Below are 17199 nucleotides of genomic sequence, written 5' to 3'. Positions count from 1 at the left end.
CTCGGCCCGCCCGAGCCGGGAAGCGAAGCGCCGGATGCGAGGCGCTTGTCGGCCGCGACGGGTCACGGACAGGCCGACGGTGACTCATGCAACCACGCCGCTTGGGCCGTGACGCCCCCTAAACCGCCCCTCGGGACCCCCTACGTCGCCCACGATGCGGGTGCTATCGCCGCGCGCGCCGATAGCGTGACCGGCATCGACATCCGGTGCACGAGGGAGGAGACGACCCGTGGAGCAAGGCGATCTGGCAGGCACGGCGGTCATCGAAGAGGCACTGATCGAGGATCTTCTTGTCGAAGAGGTGTCGATCGATGCGATGTGCGGTGTCTACTGACTTCGACTTGGACGCGGCCTGGGGCCTGGCGCCACAGGTATCGGTCCGGCAGGAGCCTTTCGGCGCGCTGCTGTACCACTTCGGTACCCGGCGGCTGTCGTTCCTCAAGAACCGCACGCTGCTAGAAGTGGTGCGCCGCCTTGATGAGCGCCCGAGCGCCCGGGACGCGCTGGCCGAGGTGCCCCCGGCCGAGCTGCCCGCCTACCGAACCGCCCTGGCGGCACTCGCCTCGTCCGACATGATCCGGGAAAGGACGCCGTGACAAGTCTGGTCGACCAATTCCAGCATGGCCTGTCCGCGCCGATCTGCCTGACCTGGGAGCTGACGTACGCCTGCAACCTCGCGTGCGTGCACTGCCTGTCCAGCTCGGGCAGGCGCGACCCACGCGAACTGTCCACAGTGGAGTGCAAGGCTGTCATCGACGAGCTGCGCCGGATGGGCGTGTTCTATGTCAACGTCGGCGGCGGGGAACCGACCGTGCGCCCGGACTTCTGGGAACTGGTCGACTACGCGACCGGCAATCAGGTCGGGGTCAAGTTCTCCACCAACGGCATCCGGATCGACTCCGCCGCCGCTGAGCGCCTCGCGGCCAGTGAGTACGTCGACGTGCAGATCTCCCTGGACGGCGCCAGCGAGTCGGTCAACGACGCGGTGCGCGGACCGGGCTCGTACCGGACGGCTCTTCTGGCGATGGAGAACCTGGCCGCGGCCGGGTTCGCCGGGTTCAAGATCTCGGTCGTGGCGACCCGGCAGAACGTGGGCCAGCTGGACGAGTTCAAGGCACTGGCCGACCGCTTCGGCGCACAGCTGCGCCTGACCCGTCTGCGCCCGTCCGGCCGCGGCGCGGACGTGTGGGATGACCTTCACCCGACCGCCGAGCAGCAGCGGAGGATCTATGACTGGCTGCTCGCCAACGGGGAGAACGTGCTGACCGGCGACTCGTTCTTCCACCTGGCCGCCTTCGGCAAGGCGCTGCCCGGCCTGAACATGTGCGGCGCGGGCCGAGTGGTGTGCCTCATCGACCCGGTGGGCGACGTGTACGCCTGCCCGTTCGCCATTCACGACACCTTCCGTGCGGGCAACGTCCGCTCCCCGGGCGGCTTCGCCGAGGTGTGGCGGGCCTCCGAGCTGTTCGCCGACCTCCGCGGGCCACAGACCGGCGGGGCGTGCACGTCGTGTTCGGCGTACGACTCGTGCCGGGGCGGCTGCATGGCGGCCAAGTTCTTCACCGGACTCCCCCTGGACGGCCCGGACCCCGAGTGCGTCAAGGGCCATGCCGAGGCGGCCCTGTCGACTGTGGACAGTAGGCCGCGCTCGTCTCCCGACCACTCCCGCCGCGGCCCGGTGCCAGTGACGATCGGCATGCGTGGGCGAGACCAGGCCGTGGCGATCGAGACGCGCGGGCCGGACCGCGCCTGCGACGAGAGCCCACTGGCAGGGTTCGCGCCATGACCAGGGTGGCGCTGGTGACCGGGGCAGCCAGGGGAATCGGCGCGGCCACCGTGCGCGCGCTGGCCGACCGAGGCTGGGCGGTGCTGGCGGTCGACCGAGCCAAGGACGACCCGACCCTTCCGTACCCCATGGGCACCGAGACCGAGTTGGTCTCCCTCACCGCCGACCGCGTCGCATGGCACATCGCCGACGTCCGCGACCTCGGCAGCCTGGAAGGCGCGGTCGCCTCGGCGGAAAGCCGGTGGGGCGGCCTTGACGTCGCCATCGCCGCCGCAGGCGTGATCGCGGGTGGCGTACCACAGTGGGAAGTGCCGGTCGAAGCGGAGCAGACGGTCCTGGATGTCAACCTGGGCGGCGTCGCGAACCTGGCACGCGCCGCGATCCCGGCCCTCCTCCGCCGCCCGACGCCGCGAACCGGCCGTATCGTCGCCGTAGCCTCCGCCGCCGCGACCCGAGGATTGCCATCGCTGGCCGCCTACTGCGCCGCCAAGGCCGGGGTCACCGGCCTGATCCGTGCGTTGGCGGTAGAGCTGGGCGGCACCGGCATCACCGCGAACGCCGTCAGCCCGGGCTCGACCGACACCGCGATGCTGGCCGAAAGCGCCCGCCTGTACGACCTGGCCGGACCACAGGAGTTCGCCTCCGGAGCGCCGATCGGCCGCCTGCTCGACCCCGCCGAGGTCGCCTCGGTGATCGCCTTCCTCGCCGAGGGGGACCGCGGCGGGGTGACCGGCGCGGTGGTGCCGGTGGACGGAGGACTTTCCCTGTGACGACACCACTTCCCGCTGGTTTCCGGATCGCCCTCGACCACTCCGCCCGCCGCATCGACGCGCACCGGTGGGCCGGTGGGTCACCCGCGCGCGTCTTCCGCCTCACTCCGGCGGGCCTGACCGTCTGGGCCGCGCTTCGCACCGGCCCTGTCCGCTCCCAAGCGGCCGGCGTGCTCGCGCGCAAACTCACCGACGCGGGCGTCGCCCACCCCGAACCTCCGCCCCTCACCGCTGCCCCGGATGTGACCGTCGTGATCCCAGTGCACGACCGCCTCGACAAACTCGCCCGGTGCCTGGCCGAGGTCACCGGGGACCGATACCCGGTCGTCCTCGTCGATGACGCGTCCCGCAACGGACCCGCCGTGGCCGAGCTGGCCGAACGATTCGGCGTGCGACTGGTGGTGCGACAAGAGAACGGCGGGCCGCCCGCCGCCCGCAACACTGGACTCGCCGCGACGGATACCGAGCTGGTGGCCTTTGTGGACAGTGATTGCGTACCGCCGAATGGCTGGATCGACACGCTGGCAGCGCATTTCGCCGACCCGCTCGTCGGCGCGGTCGCGCCGCGCGTGGTCCCGGCCGCCGGCACCACCTGGGCAGGCCGGTACACCCGAGCGACCTGCTGTCTCGACCTCGGCGACACCCCCGCGTCGGTCGCCCCCAACACCCGGGTCGCTTGGGTACCGACCACAGCCATGATCGTCCGGCGCGAGGCCGTCGCCGACGGATTCGACCCCGCCCTGTCCGTCGCGGGTGAGGACGTCGACTTCGTGTGGCGCATGCAGAAGGCGGGCTGGCGCGTCCGGTACGACCCCACGGTGCGCGTCCGCCACCTCGAACCCGAAACCTGGGTAGGCCTCCTGACCAGGCGGTATCGCTACGGCACTTCGGCGGCGCCACTCACCCTGCGCCACCCCGGCTCCCTACCACCCCTGGTCCTCCACGGATGGCCGACGCTGACCGTTGCCGCCGCGCTCGCCGGTCGCCCGCGCCTCGCTGCGGCCGCGTACGCCTGCTCAGTACTGAGCACCGCCCGGGCGCTGCGCCGAGGCGGCCAGCCGGTCGACACCGTGCCGCGGGCGATGACGGACGCTGCTGTCAAAACCTGGCTCGGAATCGGCCGGTACAGCACCCAGTTCGCCCTCCCCCTTCTGGCCGCTCAAGCCCTCCGCCATGGCTGGCGCCGACGCACGGCCGTCGCGACCCTTGCGCTCGGTCCCGCGTTCACCGAGTGGGCACGACGACGCCCCGCCATCGACCCCGCGCGCTATGTCGCCGGCCATCTCGCCGACGACCTCGCGTACGGCAGCGGTGTCCTGGCCGGATGCGTGACCCACCGCACGACGCTCCCCCTACGCCCCGCCATCGGACGCCACCGGAAAGAGTGATCATGGCAAACTCCTGGTTCGAGACAGTCGCCGAAGCCCAGCGCCGCGCCCGCAAACGCCTGCCGCGGTCTGTCTACAGCGCCTTGATCGCGGGCTCGGAGAAGGGCGTCACCCTGCGCGCCAACCAGTCCGCGTTCGACGACGTCGGCTTCGCTCCGCGGACAGCCGGCCTGGCCGCCAAGCGTGAGTTGGGCACCACGGTGATGGGCCAGCCGGTGGACCTGCCCGTGCTCATCTCCCCCACCGGTGTCCAGGCTGTCTGCCCCGACGGCGAGGTCGCGGTCGCGCGTGCGGCCGCCACCCGGAGTGTGGCGATGGGGCTGAGCTCGTTCGCGAGCAAGCCCGTCGAGGACGTCGTCGCCGCCAACCCGATGACCTTCATCCAGGTGTACTGGTGCGGCACCCGCGATGAGATGGCCCAGCGCCTCGACCGGGCGAGGGACGCGGGTGCGGCGGGCGTCATCGCCACCCTGGACTGGTCGTTCTCCCATGCCCGCGACTGGGGCAGCCCGCACATCCCCGAGCGCATCACCCTCCGCGAGGCGCTGCGCTTCGCCCCGGAGGCCATCGCCCGTCCGCGCTGGCTGCTGTCGTACCTGCGGTCCGGCAGCGTCCCGGATCTCACCGTCCCGAACATGGTCACCCGCGGCGAGACCCCGCCGACCTTCTTCGGCGCGTACGGCCAGTGGCTGCAGACCCCGCCCCCCACTTGGGAAGACGTCCGCTGGCTGCGCGAGCAGTGGGACGGCCCGTTCATGCTCAAGGGCGTCTACCGCCCGGACGAGGCCCGCCGCGCCGTCGACGCGGGCGTCACGGCGATCTCGGTGTCCAACCACGGCGGCAACAACCTCGACGGCACCCCCGCCGCCATCCGCGCCCTCCCCGCCGTCGCGGACGCCGTGGGCGAGCAGGTCGAGGTGCTACTGGACGGCGGCATCCGCCGCGGCTCCGACGTCGTCAAGGCCATCGCGCTGGGCGCCCGCGCCGTCATGATCGGCCGCGCCTACCTGTGGGGCCTGGCCGCCAACGGCCAGGCGGGCGTGGAGAACGTCCTGGACATCCTCCGCAACGGCATCGACTCCACCCTCCTGGCCATCGGCCACTCCACCATCCACGACCTGACCCCGGACGACGTCCTCGTCGCCCCCCACTTCCGCATCTGAGGCTTCGCAGAGCCATTCCGGTGCTCGGTAGTCCGGTGGCCAGCTCTGCCGGACTCCGGCGCCCGCGAGTTCGTGACTCCCGATGCCGAGGCAGATGCGTCGTCCGCCCATGCCGCGAATCGGTCGACAGACGAGCAGGACCGCTCATGCCGATGTGGGGATGACTCGGCTACTGCGGAAGTGTGTGACCGCGTGATCCGGTGGGCTGGTCGGCGGCAAGAAAAGGTGCCAGGAGGCGGAGCAGTTCCTGGGGCCGGTCCAGCGGAATGATGTGGCCGCAATCCTGGACGAGGTGCCCGACGAGGTCGTCGGTGACGGGGCGTAACTGCTGTTCCAGTGCGCGGCCGACCGGGTGGGCGCCGATCGCCATCGTGGGCATGGTGAGCCGGCTACCTGCCACGGCTTCGCTGATTTGACGCGCGCTGGTCGGCTGGGCGCGGTAGTAGGAGAAGGCACAGCGCAGGGCGTCGTGTCCGGTGTAGGCGCTGGCGAAGGCGTTGCGGATCTCCGGCGGTACACCGCGACCGTGGGTGCCTGCGGCGAGGAACAAGTCGAGGTACTCCTCCTCGTGTCCGATCAGGACTGTTTCGCCTAGACCAGGAACAGAGTGGAACCCGAACCACCACGGTGGGCCGTCGGCGAGGAAGTCCTCGGCGCCGGGCAATGGACCCAGCAAGGACTCCATCAAGACGAGTCGTCGCACCAGGTCCGGCCGTCGCATGGCGAGAAGGAAGGCAACCGGGGTGCCGGCGTCAATGGCGACCACGGCCGCGGTGGGTTCGCCGAGGGCATCGATGATTCCTTCGGCGTCGGCGGTCAGCGTGCCCGCGTCATAGCCATCCGCCGCGCGGGTGCTGGCCCCGAGCCCACGCAGATCTGGGGCGATGACCCGGTGGTGCTCGGCAAGCGGGCCGATGATCTCGGTCCAGAGCCGCCAGGTGTGTGGGAAGCCGTGCAGCAGCAGGACTGCCGGCCCGGTGCCGGTGACAGCCACGTTGGCTTGGATGCCGTTGGTGGTGATCCGCCGTAGCACGATGTCGGCTTTGTGTCGTGGAGAAGTGGTTGCGGGTGGTGTGCCGGGCACGGTTGCCTCCGATGCGGTTACCATTGGTTACTAGAAAACGATAGGTAACTTCGGTTGTGCCGCCAAGACGGCACCTTCCCCACAGGTGGTGAGTTCCAGGTGACCTCCCAGCCGGCGCGCTCGGCAGAAAGTGGGCGCGGTGACTTGTTCGACGCCGAGTGCCCGACCCGCCGTCTGCTGGACCGCATCGGCACGAAATGGACGTCGATGGCGGTCAAGATCCTCGCGGAGGCGGCTCCACACGAGGTGCGTTTCGCCGAGTTGCGGCGGCGGATGCCCGGTGTCTCACAGAAGATGCTGTCGGTGACCCTGCAGAGCTTGACCCGCGACGGCCTCGTCGCCCGCCGGGTGGAGCCCACCGTGCCACCACGCGTGCATTACCGGCTCACCGATCTGGGCTCGTCGCTCGAGGTCCCACTGGCGGCGCTCCGATCATGGGCCGAGGACCACATGCCCCAGATCGACCGCACCAACGCGATCAGCGACGCCCAAGCCGGCCCCGCCGACAGACGGTGAGGTTGTCGTCCGCGAAACACACGCACACGCCGCGAGGCGGTCGATACGGGCGGCGACCACGCACGCGGTCATGTCGAAGAGCGGTGGTCGCGGAGGTCTTGGCCGGTTACGACTCCGCTGGCCTGCTTCCGCGGGGGTCCGGCCACCGGCAGCGACACTGTCACGACCAGGCCGCCGCCGTCGCGGGGCTCTGCGTGCACGTGGCCGCCGTGGGCGTGCGCCAACGCACGGACGATCGACAGCCCGAGCCCGGCACCCATCCGGGTCGCCAGCCGATCCGTCGTGAGCCGGCGGAACGGCTCGAACAGGCCGGGCAGCTCATAAGGCGGCACCACCGGCCCTGTATTGGCGACCACCAGCTCGACGAGCCCGTCCGGACGGGTGCCGCTGGTTACCTGGACCCAGCCGTCCGGCACGTTGTAGCGCACGCCGTTCTCCACCAGGTTCTGCACGAGCCGTTCCAGCAGGACCGCGTTGCCCATGGTCGGGGCTTCGCCGGCGGACGTGGCCACGGTCGGGTGCTGTGCGGCCACGTGCGTCACGACGTCCGCGAGGTCCACATAGGACAGTTCGCCCAGCTCGCGGTCCGATTTTGCCAGCGTTAGCAGGCCGTCGATCAGCCGCTCGTGCCGACTGTTGATCTCCAGCAGTGTCTCGCCGAGCTGTCGGACTTCCACCGAGACATCGCGACGCCGCACCGCGATCTCGAGCAGGGTGCGGTTGAGCGTCAGTGGGGTGCGTAGCTCGTGGGAGGCGTTGGCGATGAACCGGCGCTGCCCGTCGAAGGAGTGGTCGAGCCGTTCGAGCATCAGGTCGAACGTGTCGGCGAGCCGCTTCACCTCGTCCGGCGGCCCGTCGAGGGCGATGCGTTCGTGCAGGCCGCGGTCGCTGCCGGGAGAATCGGCGATGCGCCGCGCGGCCCGGGTCATCTGGTCGATCGGCTGCAGCATCCGGCCGGCGATCAGCCAGCCGATCGCGATCGCCGCTGCCGCGACCAGGCCGAGTGCGAGGCCGCCCTGGACGAGCAGAGCCATGAGCGCGTCGGTCCGGGTTTCCTCGGCGACCTCCTTGAGGATGTCGACCTCTGGCGTGAAGGTCTGGGCATCGAGCACGGCGGCCGATTCGCGGTTGGACAGCTGCCTGGACATCAGCACGTACGTCGCGCCGAGCAACAGGATGCCGGCGAGCAGGAACAAGCCGCCGTACACGAGCGTCAGGCGGGTCCGGATGGTCAGGCGTTTCACGGAATGCGGTACCCCGCTCCCGGCTCGGTCACGACGACCGGTGGGTCGCCGAGCTTGCGGCGCAGCTTGAGGATCGCCATCCGCACGGTGTGGGTGAAGGGGTCGGCGTGCTCGTCCCATGCCTTCTCCAGGAGCTGCTCGGTGGACACCGCGCCGCCGTCGGCGCGCAGCAGTTCGGTGAGGACCGCGAACTCCTTGCGGGACAGCGGGACATAGCGGCCGTCGCGATACACCTCGCGGCGGTGCGGGTCGAGCCGGATGCCCGCTCGGGCGAGCACCGGCGGCGCGGCAGGCCGGGAGCGCCGGCCCAGCGCGGTCACCCGCGCGGCCAGTTCACGGAACGCGAACGGCTTGGGGAGGTAGTCGTCGGCGCCGAGGGCGAGACCGGCGACCCGGTCGTCGACGTCGGCTGCGGCGGTCAGCATCAGTACCCGGGTATCGCCGCCGCTGGCGACGAGCACCCGGCACACCTCGTCGCCATGGATGACCGGCAGGTCCCGGTCGAGCACCACCACGTCGTAGTCGTTGACGCCGGTTCGCTCCAGCGCGGCGGCGCCGTCGTGCACCACGTCCACCGCGTGTGTTTCCGCCCGCAGCCCTTCGGCCACCGCGTCCGCGAGGAGTGGCTCGTCCTCGACCACCAAGATCCGCATGGGTCCATGGTGACGCACGGTCGTGTCACTTCCGTGTCAACGTTTCCGGAGACGGCCGAGTGACATCACGCTCGCTGTACTTCGGCGCATGAAACGACTCATGTGTGTGCTCGTGTCGTTGCTGCTCGTCGGACTCGGCGGCTGCTCGTCAGCCCCCGATTCCGGCGCGGCCACGGCGGAGGACAAGCAGGCGGGGCTGAAGTTCGCCCAGTGCATGCGGGAGAACGGCGTGCCGGACTTCGAGGACCCGACGTTCGACGAGAACGGCGAGATGGAGCTGCGCTTCCCGCCGGGCACCGACCCGAACGCGGTGAAGCCGACGCAGGAGAAGTGCAAGAGGTACCTGCCCAACGGCGGTGAGCCGGAGAAGATGAACGCGGAGGATGTGAAGAAGTTCCAGGCGTACGCCAAATGCATGCGGGAGAACGGCATGCCGGACTACCCCGACCCGGACGCGGAGGGGCGCAGCCGGTTCGAGAGCGGTAAGGCGCCCGACCCGAACGACCCCGACCTCAAGACGGCGCACGAGAAGTGCGGCGAGCACCTGCCGGGCGGCGGCGGCGGTGGTGGTCTCGTGATCCCGGGGGGCGGCAAATGAGCCGGCGCGGGGTCGGCCGGGTGGTGATCGTGCTCGTCGCCGTGCTCGCCACCGGGGCCGCGGTCACCGCCGCGACCGGCTTCTGGGGTGGTGAGAAGCCCACCGAGACCGGCAACGACCTGCCCGCGGCGACGGCGAAGGTGACCAGGCAGACGCTCGTCGACACGCGGACCGAAAACGGCAAGCTCGGCCACGGCGCCCCGATCGACGTGACCGGCAAGCTCGCCGGGACGTTGACCGCGCTGCCGGCCGTCGGGCACACGGTGGAGCGTGGCCAGGCGATCTACTGGGTCGACGACACGCCGGTCGTGCTGCTGTACGGCACGCTGCCGGTCTATCGTCCGCTCGTGCCGGACACCGAGGGCACCGACGTGGAGCAGTTCGAGAACAACCTCGCCGCGCTCGGCTACCGCGGGTTCACGGCGGACAGGAAGTACACCGCGCAGACAGCCACCGCGGTGAAGAAGTGGCAGAAGGACCTCGGCCTGCCGGAGACCGGCACGATCGAGCAGGGCCGGATCCACTACGCGGCCGGCCCGGTGCGGGTGGACGGCCAGAAGGCGACCGTCGGCGCCGACGTCGCGCCGGACGCGCCCCTGCTCTCCTGCACCGGGTCGGCGCGGCTGATCACGGTCGAACTGGGCGTGGCCGACCAGCGGCTCGCGGTGAAGGCCGCCCCGGTGACCGTCACCCTGCCGGACGACAGGACCACGCCGGGCTCGATCACCGGCACCGCGACCGTCCTCGTCCCCGCCAGCGGGACCCCCGGCAGCCAGGCGACGACCATCATCGAGGTCACCGTCGCGGTCGCCGACCAGAACGCGCTCACCGGCCTCGACGAGGCGTCGGTAAAGGTCGCGTTCAGCGCCTCGCGGCGAGAGAACGTGCTGACCGTGCCGGTGGCCGCACTGCTCGCGCGGTCCGAGGGCGGGTACGGCGTCGAGGTCGTGAACGGGACGACCACCAAGATCGTCGCGGTGGAGACCGGCCTGTTCTCCGCCGGCCGCGTCGAGATCTCCGGCGAAGGGCTGGACGAGGGCATGACGGTGGGGATGCCGTCATGAGCGGGGCGGTCGTGGAACTGGACGGGGTCGGCAAGTCCTACGCCGGCGGGGTCGCCGCGCTGCGCGAGGTGTCGCTGTCCGTGGGGTACGGCGAGCTGGTCGCGATCGTCGGGCCGTCCGGGTCGGGCAAGTCGACCATGCTGCACCTGATCGGCACACTCGACCGGCCGTCGGCCGGCACGGTACGGATCGACGGCCACGACATCGCGGCATTGACCGACCGGCAGCTGTCCGCGTTGCGGGCCACCCGGATCGGATTCGTGTTCCAGCAGTTCCACCTCACACCCGGACAGTCCGCTGTGGACAACGTGGCGGACGGCCTGCTGTACGCGGGCGTGCCTGCCCGCGAACGGGCCCGGCGGGCCGAGACGGCGCTGATCCGCGTCGGCCTCGCCGAACGGCTCGACCACCGGCCGCACGAGTTGTCCGGTGGGGAGCGGCAGCGAGTGGCGATCGCTCGAGCGGTCGTCGGGGAGCCGGCGCTGCTGCTGGCCGACGAGCCGACCGGGAACCTGGACTCCGCTTCCGGTGCGGGCGTGATGGACCTGCTGTGGGAACTGCACGAGAGCGGCACCACGGTCCTGGTGATCACGCACGACCGGGAGATCGCCGGCAGCCTGCCCAGCCAGATCCGGCTGCGTGACGGGGCGGTGGTGTGATGCTGTCGCCAGCGCGCCTTCGCCCGCGTGACGTGCTCCGTGTCGGAGGCGCCGGCCTGCGGACCCGCCCACTGCGGGTTTTCCTTTCCGCGCTGGGCATCGCGATCGGGATCGCCGCGATGATCGCGGTGGTGGGGGTGTCGTCGTCGAGCCGCGCCGAGCTGGACCGGCAACTCGCCGCGCTCGGCACGAACCTGCTCACCGTCGCGCCCGGCAACACGATGGCGGGCGGCACCTCCACGCTGCCGACCGAGTCCGTCGACATGATCCGCCGCATCGAGCCGGTACAGGAGGTGGCGGCGCTCGGCGAGGTGCCGGCCACGAAGGTGTACCGCACGGACCGGATCCCGGAGGTCGAGACCAGGGGCCTGTCGGTTCAGGCCGCACACCTCGACCTGCCGGAGGCGGTGGGCGTGACGGTGGCCGACGGCACGTGGCTGAACGCGGCCACTGCTCGATACCCGGCCGTGGTGCTCGGCTCGGAGGCCGCGTCGCTGCTCGGCGTCATCTCGGCACGCGAGGGTGTCCAGGTCTATCTCGGCGGCCAGTGGTTCACCGTGGTCGGCATTCTCGACACGGCACTGCTCGCGCCCAAGCTGGACACCGCCGCACTGGTCGGCTGGCCTGCCGCGGAGTCCTATTTGGACTTCGATGGTCACCCGACGACCGTCTACACGCGAGTGTCCGACGTGTCCGTCGAAGCGACGCGCGGCGTGCTCGCCGCGACCGCGAACCCCCAGGCACCCAACGAGGTTCGGGTGTCCCGCCCGTCCGACGCGCTGGCCGCCCGCCAGGCGGCCGACCGCGCGTTCACGGGTTTGCTGCTGGGACTCGGTGCGGTGGCGCTGCTGGTCGGCGGAGTCGGAGTGGCCAACACGATGGTGATCTCCGTGCTGGAGCGGCGTGCCGAGATCGGCCTGCGCCGCTCACTCGGCGCCACCCGCGGCCAGGTGCGGCTCCAGTTCGTGGCCGAGTCACTGCTGCTGTCCGCGCTCGGCGGTGTCGGCGGGGTGCTGCTCGGCGTCGCGGCCACAGGCGGCTACGCGGCAACCCAGAACTGGCCGACCGTGGTGCCGGCGTGGGCGACGCTCGGCGGCGTCGCCGCGACACTGGTGATCGGTGCGATCGCCGGCCTCTACCCCGCCATCCGCGCCGCCCGCCTGCCACCGACCGAGGCGCTCGCGACGCCATGAGCCATTCCGGCGCCGGTGGCCGGGGTTACGGGACCCAGCCACCGGCGCATCGGTTGATCTGCCGTACTCGTCGGAAGCTCCCCAGCCCAAACGCACGCTCATGCCGCTATGCGCGCAGTCCCAAACGCGTGCACGCCGATTACCCGCTGATCGAATCGTCGCTCCAGCGATGCGCTTCCAGACCGACGGTCACGTACTCGTCCTGGCCCGGCGCAGCGGTAACTCCGAGCGTCCGCAAGCCGGCATTGATGGCCATCTCCGCTGGCGGCACCAGTCGGTATGGCGGATCTTCCATGCCATTAGTGCAGGTGAAGGACGGGCCGAAGAACACCTCTCCGTCTGCCCATCCCACGGCAGCCTGCAATGCCGTACCGCCGAAGAACTCACTGTGGATATAGAGCACCTGCCTACCCTGCGACAGGCGCCGTGCCCAGCGAACCAGTCCTCTGTTCGCTCGTAGAAGCCTTCGACCACTTCGTCATCGCCAGGAGCATTCGAGGTGGTACATCTCTTAGAGGGTCGAGCACGGAAATACGAGTTCGGAGTACTGCCTGGACGCAAAGCAGGACCCGACCTTCAGGAACGGTTCGCCATCGCCCTTCGCAGTTATCGCAATGGCCCGTGAGGTCTCCGTTCAACAGGATTCTTCGGCCCGTCCGTCAGCACCGGCCACTCCGGATCCTGCGGCCTCACGCACTGCTGCAGTTACTCAGAAGCGCAGATAGTTCCTGAAGCGACGACCTTTACTGCCGCCGTGACGGCTGCCGGGGCCTTGACACACTCGGGTCGTCGTCGAACGCTCCCGGGATGCAACGTCCCAATCGTGGCCTTCCGCGGCCCACCTGGACATCGACGTGCTTACCAGGCTGTCCGACGCACGGGCCGCGAGCGGCGACACGGCCGAAGACGACCGCATGCGAGCCCGCGGTCCGACTGTTCCGCGCACAAAACCGCCTCGACGAGGCAAACCACGCCGAGCACCGTGCCCTACCGCCGACGCGCCCTTGGTCGCGGATGACCGGCACCACTTCCCTTGCCGCCCCGGCCGTCGAACGAGCGGCAGTTTGCCCTTTATCGCTTCCCTGGACTCCAGCACGTCCGTACCGTCGCGCATTGGCTGATTCGCCGCATTCAAGGAGAAAGGGAACGTCGTTGAGAAGATTGATGGTCGTACTGCTCGGCGTGGCATTGGCGTTGGGAAGCACTCTCCTGGTAACCCCGTCGGCGCTGGCCGCGACGGCACGGAACGGCGTCTGCGAGGACGGCGAGTTCTGCTTGTACTACAACAGCAATCAGCAGGGATCGGTCAGCGATTTCGACGCGTCGGTCGGTAACTACGGCACGGGCTCCGACTGCTATCACTTCCTCGGCGCGGGTGCGGGGAAGGGCCTGTGCGTGAAGGGCAACGCGGCCTCGGTGTGGAACCGGAGGGACGCGGTGGTCACCGTGTTCTTCAAGGGCGGCTGGACGGGGCCGATCGACTCGTTCACGCACGGCGCCAAAGGCAATTTGACCTCGACGTACAACGAAAACGTCGGGCACCTGCTCGGTCTGGTGGGGAACGACTGGCTCGAAACCGGGCTGTACCACAGCGACTCCGGCCGCATCACCTCCTATTTCGACGGCTACGTGAATACGTCGGGCAGGCACGAGGGGATCGACTTCGCGCGCGGCTTCGGCGTTCCCGTGTACTCGATGACTCAGGGCTCCGTGATCAGGAAGACCGAGGGCAGCAACGGCAGCGGCGGCCTGTCCACGTTGGCGATCTACAACCGGGATCAGGATTTCACCATCATCTACCTGCATCTCAACCCGTCGAACGGGCTCGCGGTCGGTGAGTTCGTCAACCGTGGCCAGCAGATCGGCACCGAGGAGTACCGCGGCGCCAGCTCCACGCACACGCACGTCGAGTACCGGCCGGGCAGGCACGAGAGCGCGTCGGACAGCACCGGCGATCCGGTTCTCGACAACCCGAGCCCGTCGCTGTTCTGGCGGAACCACGGCTACAACATCTGCTGCGGATAACGTCGCCGAGCCCGAGCCGAGCGGGCTTCCGCGGTCACGTACCCGACGTCCTGACGGTGAACCGGTACTTCTTCGTGGAAGTTTCCGGTTGTCCGTGCCCTGCCGCTTTCCGACCATGATGCGGCATCGGTGACGCGAGTCGCTGAGCGAACGCGGAGGACGCCAGTGACTCAAGGTGTTCACACCATCCTGCCTGACAGGCAAGCGACCGTGCTGTACGTATCGCTGCTCGACGCGAACCGGGTGGTCGGCGTCGACCTCTGGGACACCGAGCCGCCTGCCACCGCGCGCACCCAGATGCGGATCTGCGTGTCGACGCTGGAGGCGGTGATCCCGGCGGATGAGGGTCCGACCCGCTTCGGCGAATTGCTGCGGAGCCACCGGCACAGTCTCGGCACGACCCAGCGGGTTCTCGCCGCCCGCTCCACCGTCAGCGTCCGAGCGATCAGAGACCTCGAGCACGGCCGGGTCGGCAGGCCCCGCCGCGACACGGTCCGGCTCATCGCGGCCGGGCTCGGCCTGTCCGGCCAGGCTCGCGCCGACTTCGAACGAGCAGCGGTTTCGTATCGACCGACCACCGGCACGTCAGCGCCGGGAACCCACCGCAAGAGGAGACCCGAATGAAGCATCCGTGGAGAGCGGCGATGGCCGCCACGCTCGCCGCTCTCGCCGCCTTCGCCCTCGGCGCCGTGCCCGCCGGGGCCGACGTGACCCCGCAGGCCGACGATCCGCCACCACTCGCGATCGAGGACTTCAACTACCCGCAGGCCGCGCAAATCCAGGCGGAGCGCGGGTTTCTGCTCAAACGCGGCGACGGCCACATCGTGCTGCTCGCCACCTGTCCTGCCGACACGACGGATCCGGATCTGCTGCGGATCGCCGAGCGGGGCCAGCCCGGCTCCGGTTACGTGTGCTTCCGCGTCTCCGGGAAGACCGGGCACCTGACCGTCGAGATGCCGTCCGTTTACGGCGTGAGCACCGGGAACTTCACCAGCGACGTCGTACTGACCCCCGACGACGGGGCGACGAAGACGTACAAGGTGCCGCCGAACAGCTACGCGGGCGTCGGCGAGACCGACCCGGAGGGCACCGGCGGCGAGTACATGCTCCTGGAAATCAAGGTCTCCCGTTGACCGGCCCCCGCTTCCAGCACCGTGTGAGGAACTCAGTCATGACAAGACCCACCAGAAGGCTGGCCCTGGTGTCCGGCCTGGCCCTGGCCGCCACCGCGGTGACGACCGCACCAGCGGCGGCCGTCGTCGGAGGCAACGCCGACCACGCGTTCGTCGTGCGGCTGGACATCGGCAACGGCGCCCGCGCCTGCACGGGCGCGCTGGTCGCGCCTGGCTGGGTGCTCACCGCCGCGAGCTGTTTCGCGGCCACTCCCGGCACGAGCCTCCCGCCGTCGGGCACACCTCCCCAGCCCGTCACCGCGACCATCGGCCGCCCCGACCTCACGACCACCGCCGGCGTGGTGCGGAACGTGCTCCGCCTGGTGCCACACGAGTCGCGGGACCTGATGATGGCCCAGCTCAACCTTTCCGTCCCGGGTGTCACCCCGGTCGCGGTCAGCTCGACCGCACCGACGGCAGGCGAGCAACTGACGCTCCCCGCCTACGGCCGTACCGCCACCGAGTGGGCGCCGCTGCGCCAGCACGTGGGCACCTTCACGGTCGACGCGGTCACCGGTGGGAACCTCGCGCTCACCGGGCAGAACGGCGCCGCCGTATGCGCCGGTGACACCGGCGGTCCCGCGCTGCGCACCACCGGCTCCGGCGTCGAGGTGGCCGCGGTGAACAGCCGCTCCTGGCAAGGCGGCTGTTTCGGCACGCCGTCGACCGAGACCCGGACCGGGGCCGTCGACACCCGCGTCGACGACGTCCGGCCGTGGATCGCGAACGTCGCACTGGGCGTCCACTGGACCGACGCGGCCCCGGTCACCGGCGACAACCAGACCGATTCGGCGGTCGCGACCTCGCGCAACGGCGCGATGACCGCGGTGGTGTGGGAGGACGACCGGCTGGGCACCAATCCCGCCGACACCGTCGGCACGAACGTCTACCTTCGGCTGTACCAGAACGGGCAGCCCAAGTTCACCCGCGCGGTCACCTCGGCCGGAGCGGCGAACTGGAAGCACATCCAGCCGGACGTCGAGGTCCGCGACGACGGCACGACCATCGTCACCTACGCGGACGACCGCGACGGTAACGGGTACTACGACGTCAAGGTGAAGACGTTCGACTCCATCGCACGCGAGACCGGCGCGACCACGGTCAACGCGAACACGGCCGGACAGCAGCAGAACCCCCGGATCGCCGCCGACCCGGACGGCACGGGCTTCGCCATCGCCTTCGAAACCTGGAACGGCGCCCCGAAACAGGTGCACCTGGCCTTCTATTCCGCCATCACGCTCAAGAAGTGGGAAAAGATCATCAGCCCCGGCGCGGGTCCCAGCCAGAGCCCCGACGTGGCGATGGGCGCGAACGGGAACGCGGTCGTGGTCTGGGAAATGGACACCGGCAGCGGGGTGTTCGCCATCCGCATTCGCGGGTTCGCCCCGGGCGGCTCGGAGTCACTGGGATACCGCGCCCCCGGCGGCACCGGGGATCAGCGGGACCCGAGCATCGCCGCCGACTTCGCGGGCAACTTCGTCGTCGGCTGGCAGAACGACAGCGCGGGCAACAGGCAGGTCGCGGTCCGGTCGTACACCGCGGCGGGTGCCGGGGGCGCCATCAGCTACGGCCCGAACGGGGCGGAACCGACGGTCGGCATCGACGGCCAGCGGCGCGCCGTCGTCGCCTGGCGGTACGGCGGCGAGGTGTACGTGCGAGGCGTCAACGCGGACGGCACCACCACCGGCAGGCTGCCGACGCTGCGAACCACCCCCGTGGCCAACTCCGGCCCCGACGTCGAGCCCGCCGTGGCCGTCGATCCGGTCGGTGCGATCACGCTGACCCACACCAAGACGGTCAACACGGCCGGGTTCAACCAGATCCAGTACGGCACCGGCCTGAGCAATTTCGGCTGGTAAGGCCCCGCCTTCACCCTGAAGCAAG

Annotated in this window: 19 protein-coding genes; 15 read left to right on the top strand and 4 right to left on the bottom strand. The window is 70.1% G+C overall.

Annotated elements, in window-relative coordinates; genetic code table 11:
- Window positions 1-229 precede the first annotated feature (229 nt).
- The 6 genes from mftA to mftD are packed head-to-tail and all read left to right on the top strand — an operon-like array spanning window position 230 to window position 5107.
- Window positions 230-334 carry a mycofactocin precursor MftA gene (mftA, locus tag DL990_RS13285; RefSeq protein WP_199746336.1) on the top strand — a complete coding sequence of 35 codons (105 nt, stop codon included), beginning with the start codon at window positions 230-232 and terminating at the stop codon, window positions 332-334.
- Window positions 324-596, top strand: a complete 273-nt coding sequence (gene mftB / locus DL990_RS13280) for a mycofactocin biosynthesis chaperone MftB (RefSeq protein ID WP_370305560.1) — start codon at window positions 324-326, stop codon at window positions 594-596. The genes mftA and mftB overlap by 11 nt, the downstream gene beginning before the upstream one ends.
- The gene (gene mftC / locus DL990_RS13275) at window positions 593-1786 is read left to right on the top strand and encodes a mycofactocin radical SAM maturase (RefSeq protein WP_125781251.1); all 1194 of its coding nucleotides are present in this window, start codon (window positions 593-595) and stop codon (window positions 1784-1786) included. Before mftB ends, mftC begins: the two co-directional genes overlap by 4 nt.
- The gene (locus DL990_RS13270; RefSeq protein WP_125798828.1) at window positions 1783-2556 is read left to right on the top strand and encodes a mycofactocin-coupled SDR family oxidoreductase; all 774 of its coding nucleotides are present in this window, start codon (window positions 1783-1785) and stop codon (window positions 2554-2556) included. Before mftC ends, DL990_RS13270 begins: the two co-directional genes overlap by 4 nt.
- Window positions 2553-3944 (top strand): mycofactocin biosynthesis glycosyltransferase MftF, encoded by a 1392-nt coding sequence (mftF, locus tag DL990_RS13265; RefSeq protein ID WP_125798827.1) that lies wholly within the window; start codon window positions 2553-2555, stop codon window positions 3942-3944. The genes DL990_RS13270 and mftF overlap by 4 nt, the downstream gene beginning before the upstream one ends.
- 2 nt (window positions 3945-3946) lie before the next feature.
- Window positions 3947-5107, top strand: coding sequence for a pre-mycofactocin synthase MftD (gene mftD, locus DL990_RS13260; protein ID WP_125781257.1), 1161 nt, complete (start codon window positions 3947-3949; stop codon window positions 5105-5107).
- 169 nt (window positions 5108-5276) lie between these two features.
- Here mftD and DL990_RS13255 read toward each other — a convergent pair whose 3' ends face one another.
- On the bottom strand, window positions 5277-6191 hold the full coding sequence (locus DL990_RS13255) for an alpha/beta fold hydrolase (RefSeq protein WP_125798826.1): 915 nt from the start codon (window positions 6189-6191) through the stop codon (window positions 5277-5279).
- A gap of 144 nt (window positions 6192-6335) precedes the next feature.
- On the opposite strand from DL990_RS13255, the gene DL990_RS13250 reads away from it, so the two are divergent.
- Window positions 6336-6707, top strand: a complete 372-nt coding sequence (locus DL990_RS13250) for a helix-turn-helix domain-containing protein (protein WP_199746334.1) — start codon at window positions 6336-6338, stop codon at window positions 6705-6707.
- Between the two features lie 68 nt (window positions 6708-6775).
- Here DL990_RS13250 and DL990_RS13245 read toward each other — a convergent pair whose 3' ends face one another.
- A complete protein-coding gene (locus DL990_RS13245) occupies window positions 6776-7951 on the bottom strand; it encodes a HAMP domain-containing sensor histidine kinase (protein WP_125798825.1) in 1176 nt (391 codons plus the stop codon).
- Entirely contained in the window at window positions 7948-8604 is a 657-nt protein-coding gene (locus tag DL990_RS13240; protein WP_125781265.1) for a response regulator transcription factor, read from the bottom strand. Before DL990_RS13240 ends, DL990_RS13245 begins: the two co-directional genes overlap by 4 nt.
- Before the next feature lie 88 nt (window positions 8605-8692).
- On the opposite strand from DL990_RS13240, the gene DL990_RS13235 reads away from it, so the two are divergent.
- The 4 genes from DL990_RS13235 to DL990_RS13220 are packed head-to-tail and all read left to right on the top strand — an operon-like array spanning window position 8693 to window position 12118.
- Window positions 8693-9202, top strand: coding sequence for a hypothetical protein (locus DL990_RS13235; RefSeq protein WP_125798824.1), 510 nt, complete (start codon window positions 8693-8695; stop codon window positions 9200-9202).
- Window positions 9199-10266 carry a peptidoglycan-binding protein gene (locus DL990_RS13230; protein WP_199746332.1) on the top strand — a complete coding sequence of 356 codons (1068 nt, stop codon included), beginning with the start codon at window positions 9199-9201 and terminating at the stop codon, window positions 10264-10266. Before DL990_RS13235 ends, DL990_RS13230 begins: the two co-directional genes overlap by 4 nt.
- Entirely contained in the window at window positions 10263-10925 is a 663-nt protein-coding gene (locus tag DL990_RS13225) for an ABC transporter ATP-binding protein (RefSeq protein ID WP_125798823.1), read from the top strand. The genes DL990_RS13230 and DL990_RS13225 overlap by 4 nt, the downstream gene beginning before the upstream one ends.
- Entirely contained in the window at window positions 10925-12118 is a 1194-nt protein-coding gene (locus tag DL990_RS13220; protein WP_125798822.1) for an ABC transporter permease, read from the top strand. Before DL990_RS13225 ends, DL990_RS13220 begins: the two co-directional genes overlap by 1 nt.
- Window positions 12119-12257: 139 nt before the next feature.
- Here the strand turns inward: DL990_RS13220 and DL990_RS13215 are convergent, their stop codons facing one another.
- Entirely contained in the window at window positions 12258-12521 is a 264-nt protein-coding gene (locus DL990_RS13215; protein ID WP_125798821.1) for a hypothetical protein, read from the bottom strand.
- 749 nt (window positions 12522-13270) lie between these two features.
- Between DL990_RS13215 and DL990_RS13210 the strand changes: the two genes are divergently transcribed.
- The 4 genes from DL990_RS13210 (at window position 13271) to DL990_RS13195 (ending at window position 17174) form a co-directional block, all read left to right on the top strand.
- A complete protein-coding gene (locus DL990_RS13210; RefSeq protein ID WP_233598663.1) occupies window positions 13271-14143 on the top strand; it encodes a peptidoglycan DD-metalloendopeptidase family protein in 873 nt (290 codons plus the stop codon).
- Between the two features lie 165 nt (window positions 14144-14308).
- Window positions 14309-14767 (top strand): helix-turn-helix transcriptional regulator, encoded by a 459-nt coding sequence (locus tag DL990_RS13205; RefSeq protein ID WP_233598664.1) that lies wholly within the window; start codon window positions 14309-14311, stop codon window positions 14765-14767.
- Window positions 14764-15276 (top strand): hypothetical protein, encoded by a 513-nt coding sequence (locus tag DL990_RS13200; RefSeq protein WP_125781273.1) that lies wholly within the window; start codon window positions 14764-14766, stop codon window positions 15274-15276. Before DL990_RS13205 ends, DL990_RS13200 begins: the two co-directional genes overlap by 4 nt.
- A 38-nt stretch (window positions 15277-15314) precedes the next feature.
- Window positions 15315-17174: a S1 family peptidase gene (locus DL990_RS13195; protein ID WP_125798820.1), complete on the top strand. Its 1860-nt coding sequence runs from the start codon at window positions 15315-15317 to the stop codon at window positions 17172-17174.
- The last annotated feature ends 25 nt before the right edge of the window (window positions 17175-17199 follow it).

It is taken from the genome of Amycolatopsis sp. WAC 01416 (assembly GCF_003947485.1).
Taxonomy (GTDB): domain Bacteria; phylum Actinomycetota; class Actinomycetes; order Mycobacteriales; family Pseudonocardiaceae; genus Amycolatopsis.
The sequence above is the reverse complement of the archived record's forward strand: the minus strand, read 5'-3'. Positions and strand labels throughout refer to the sequence as shown.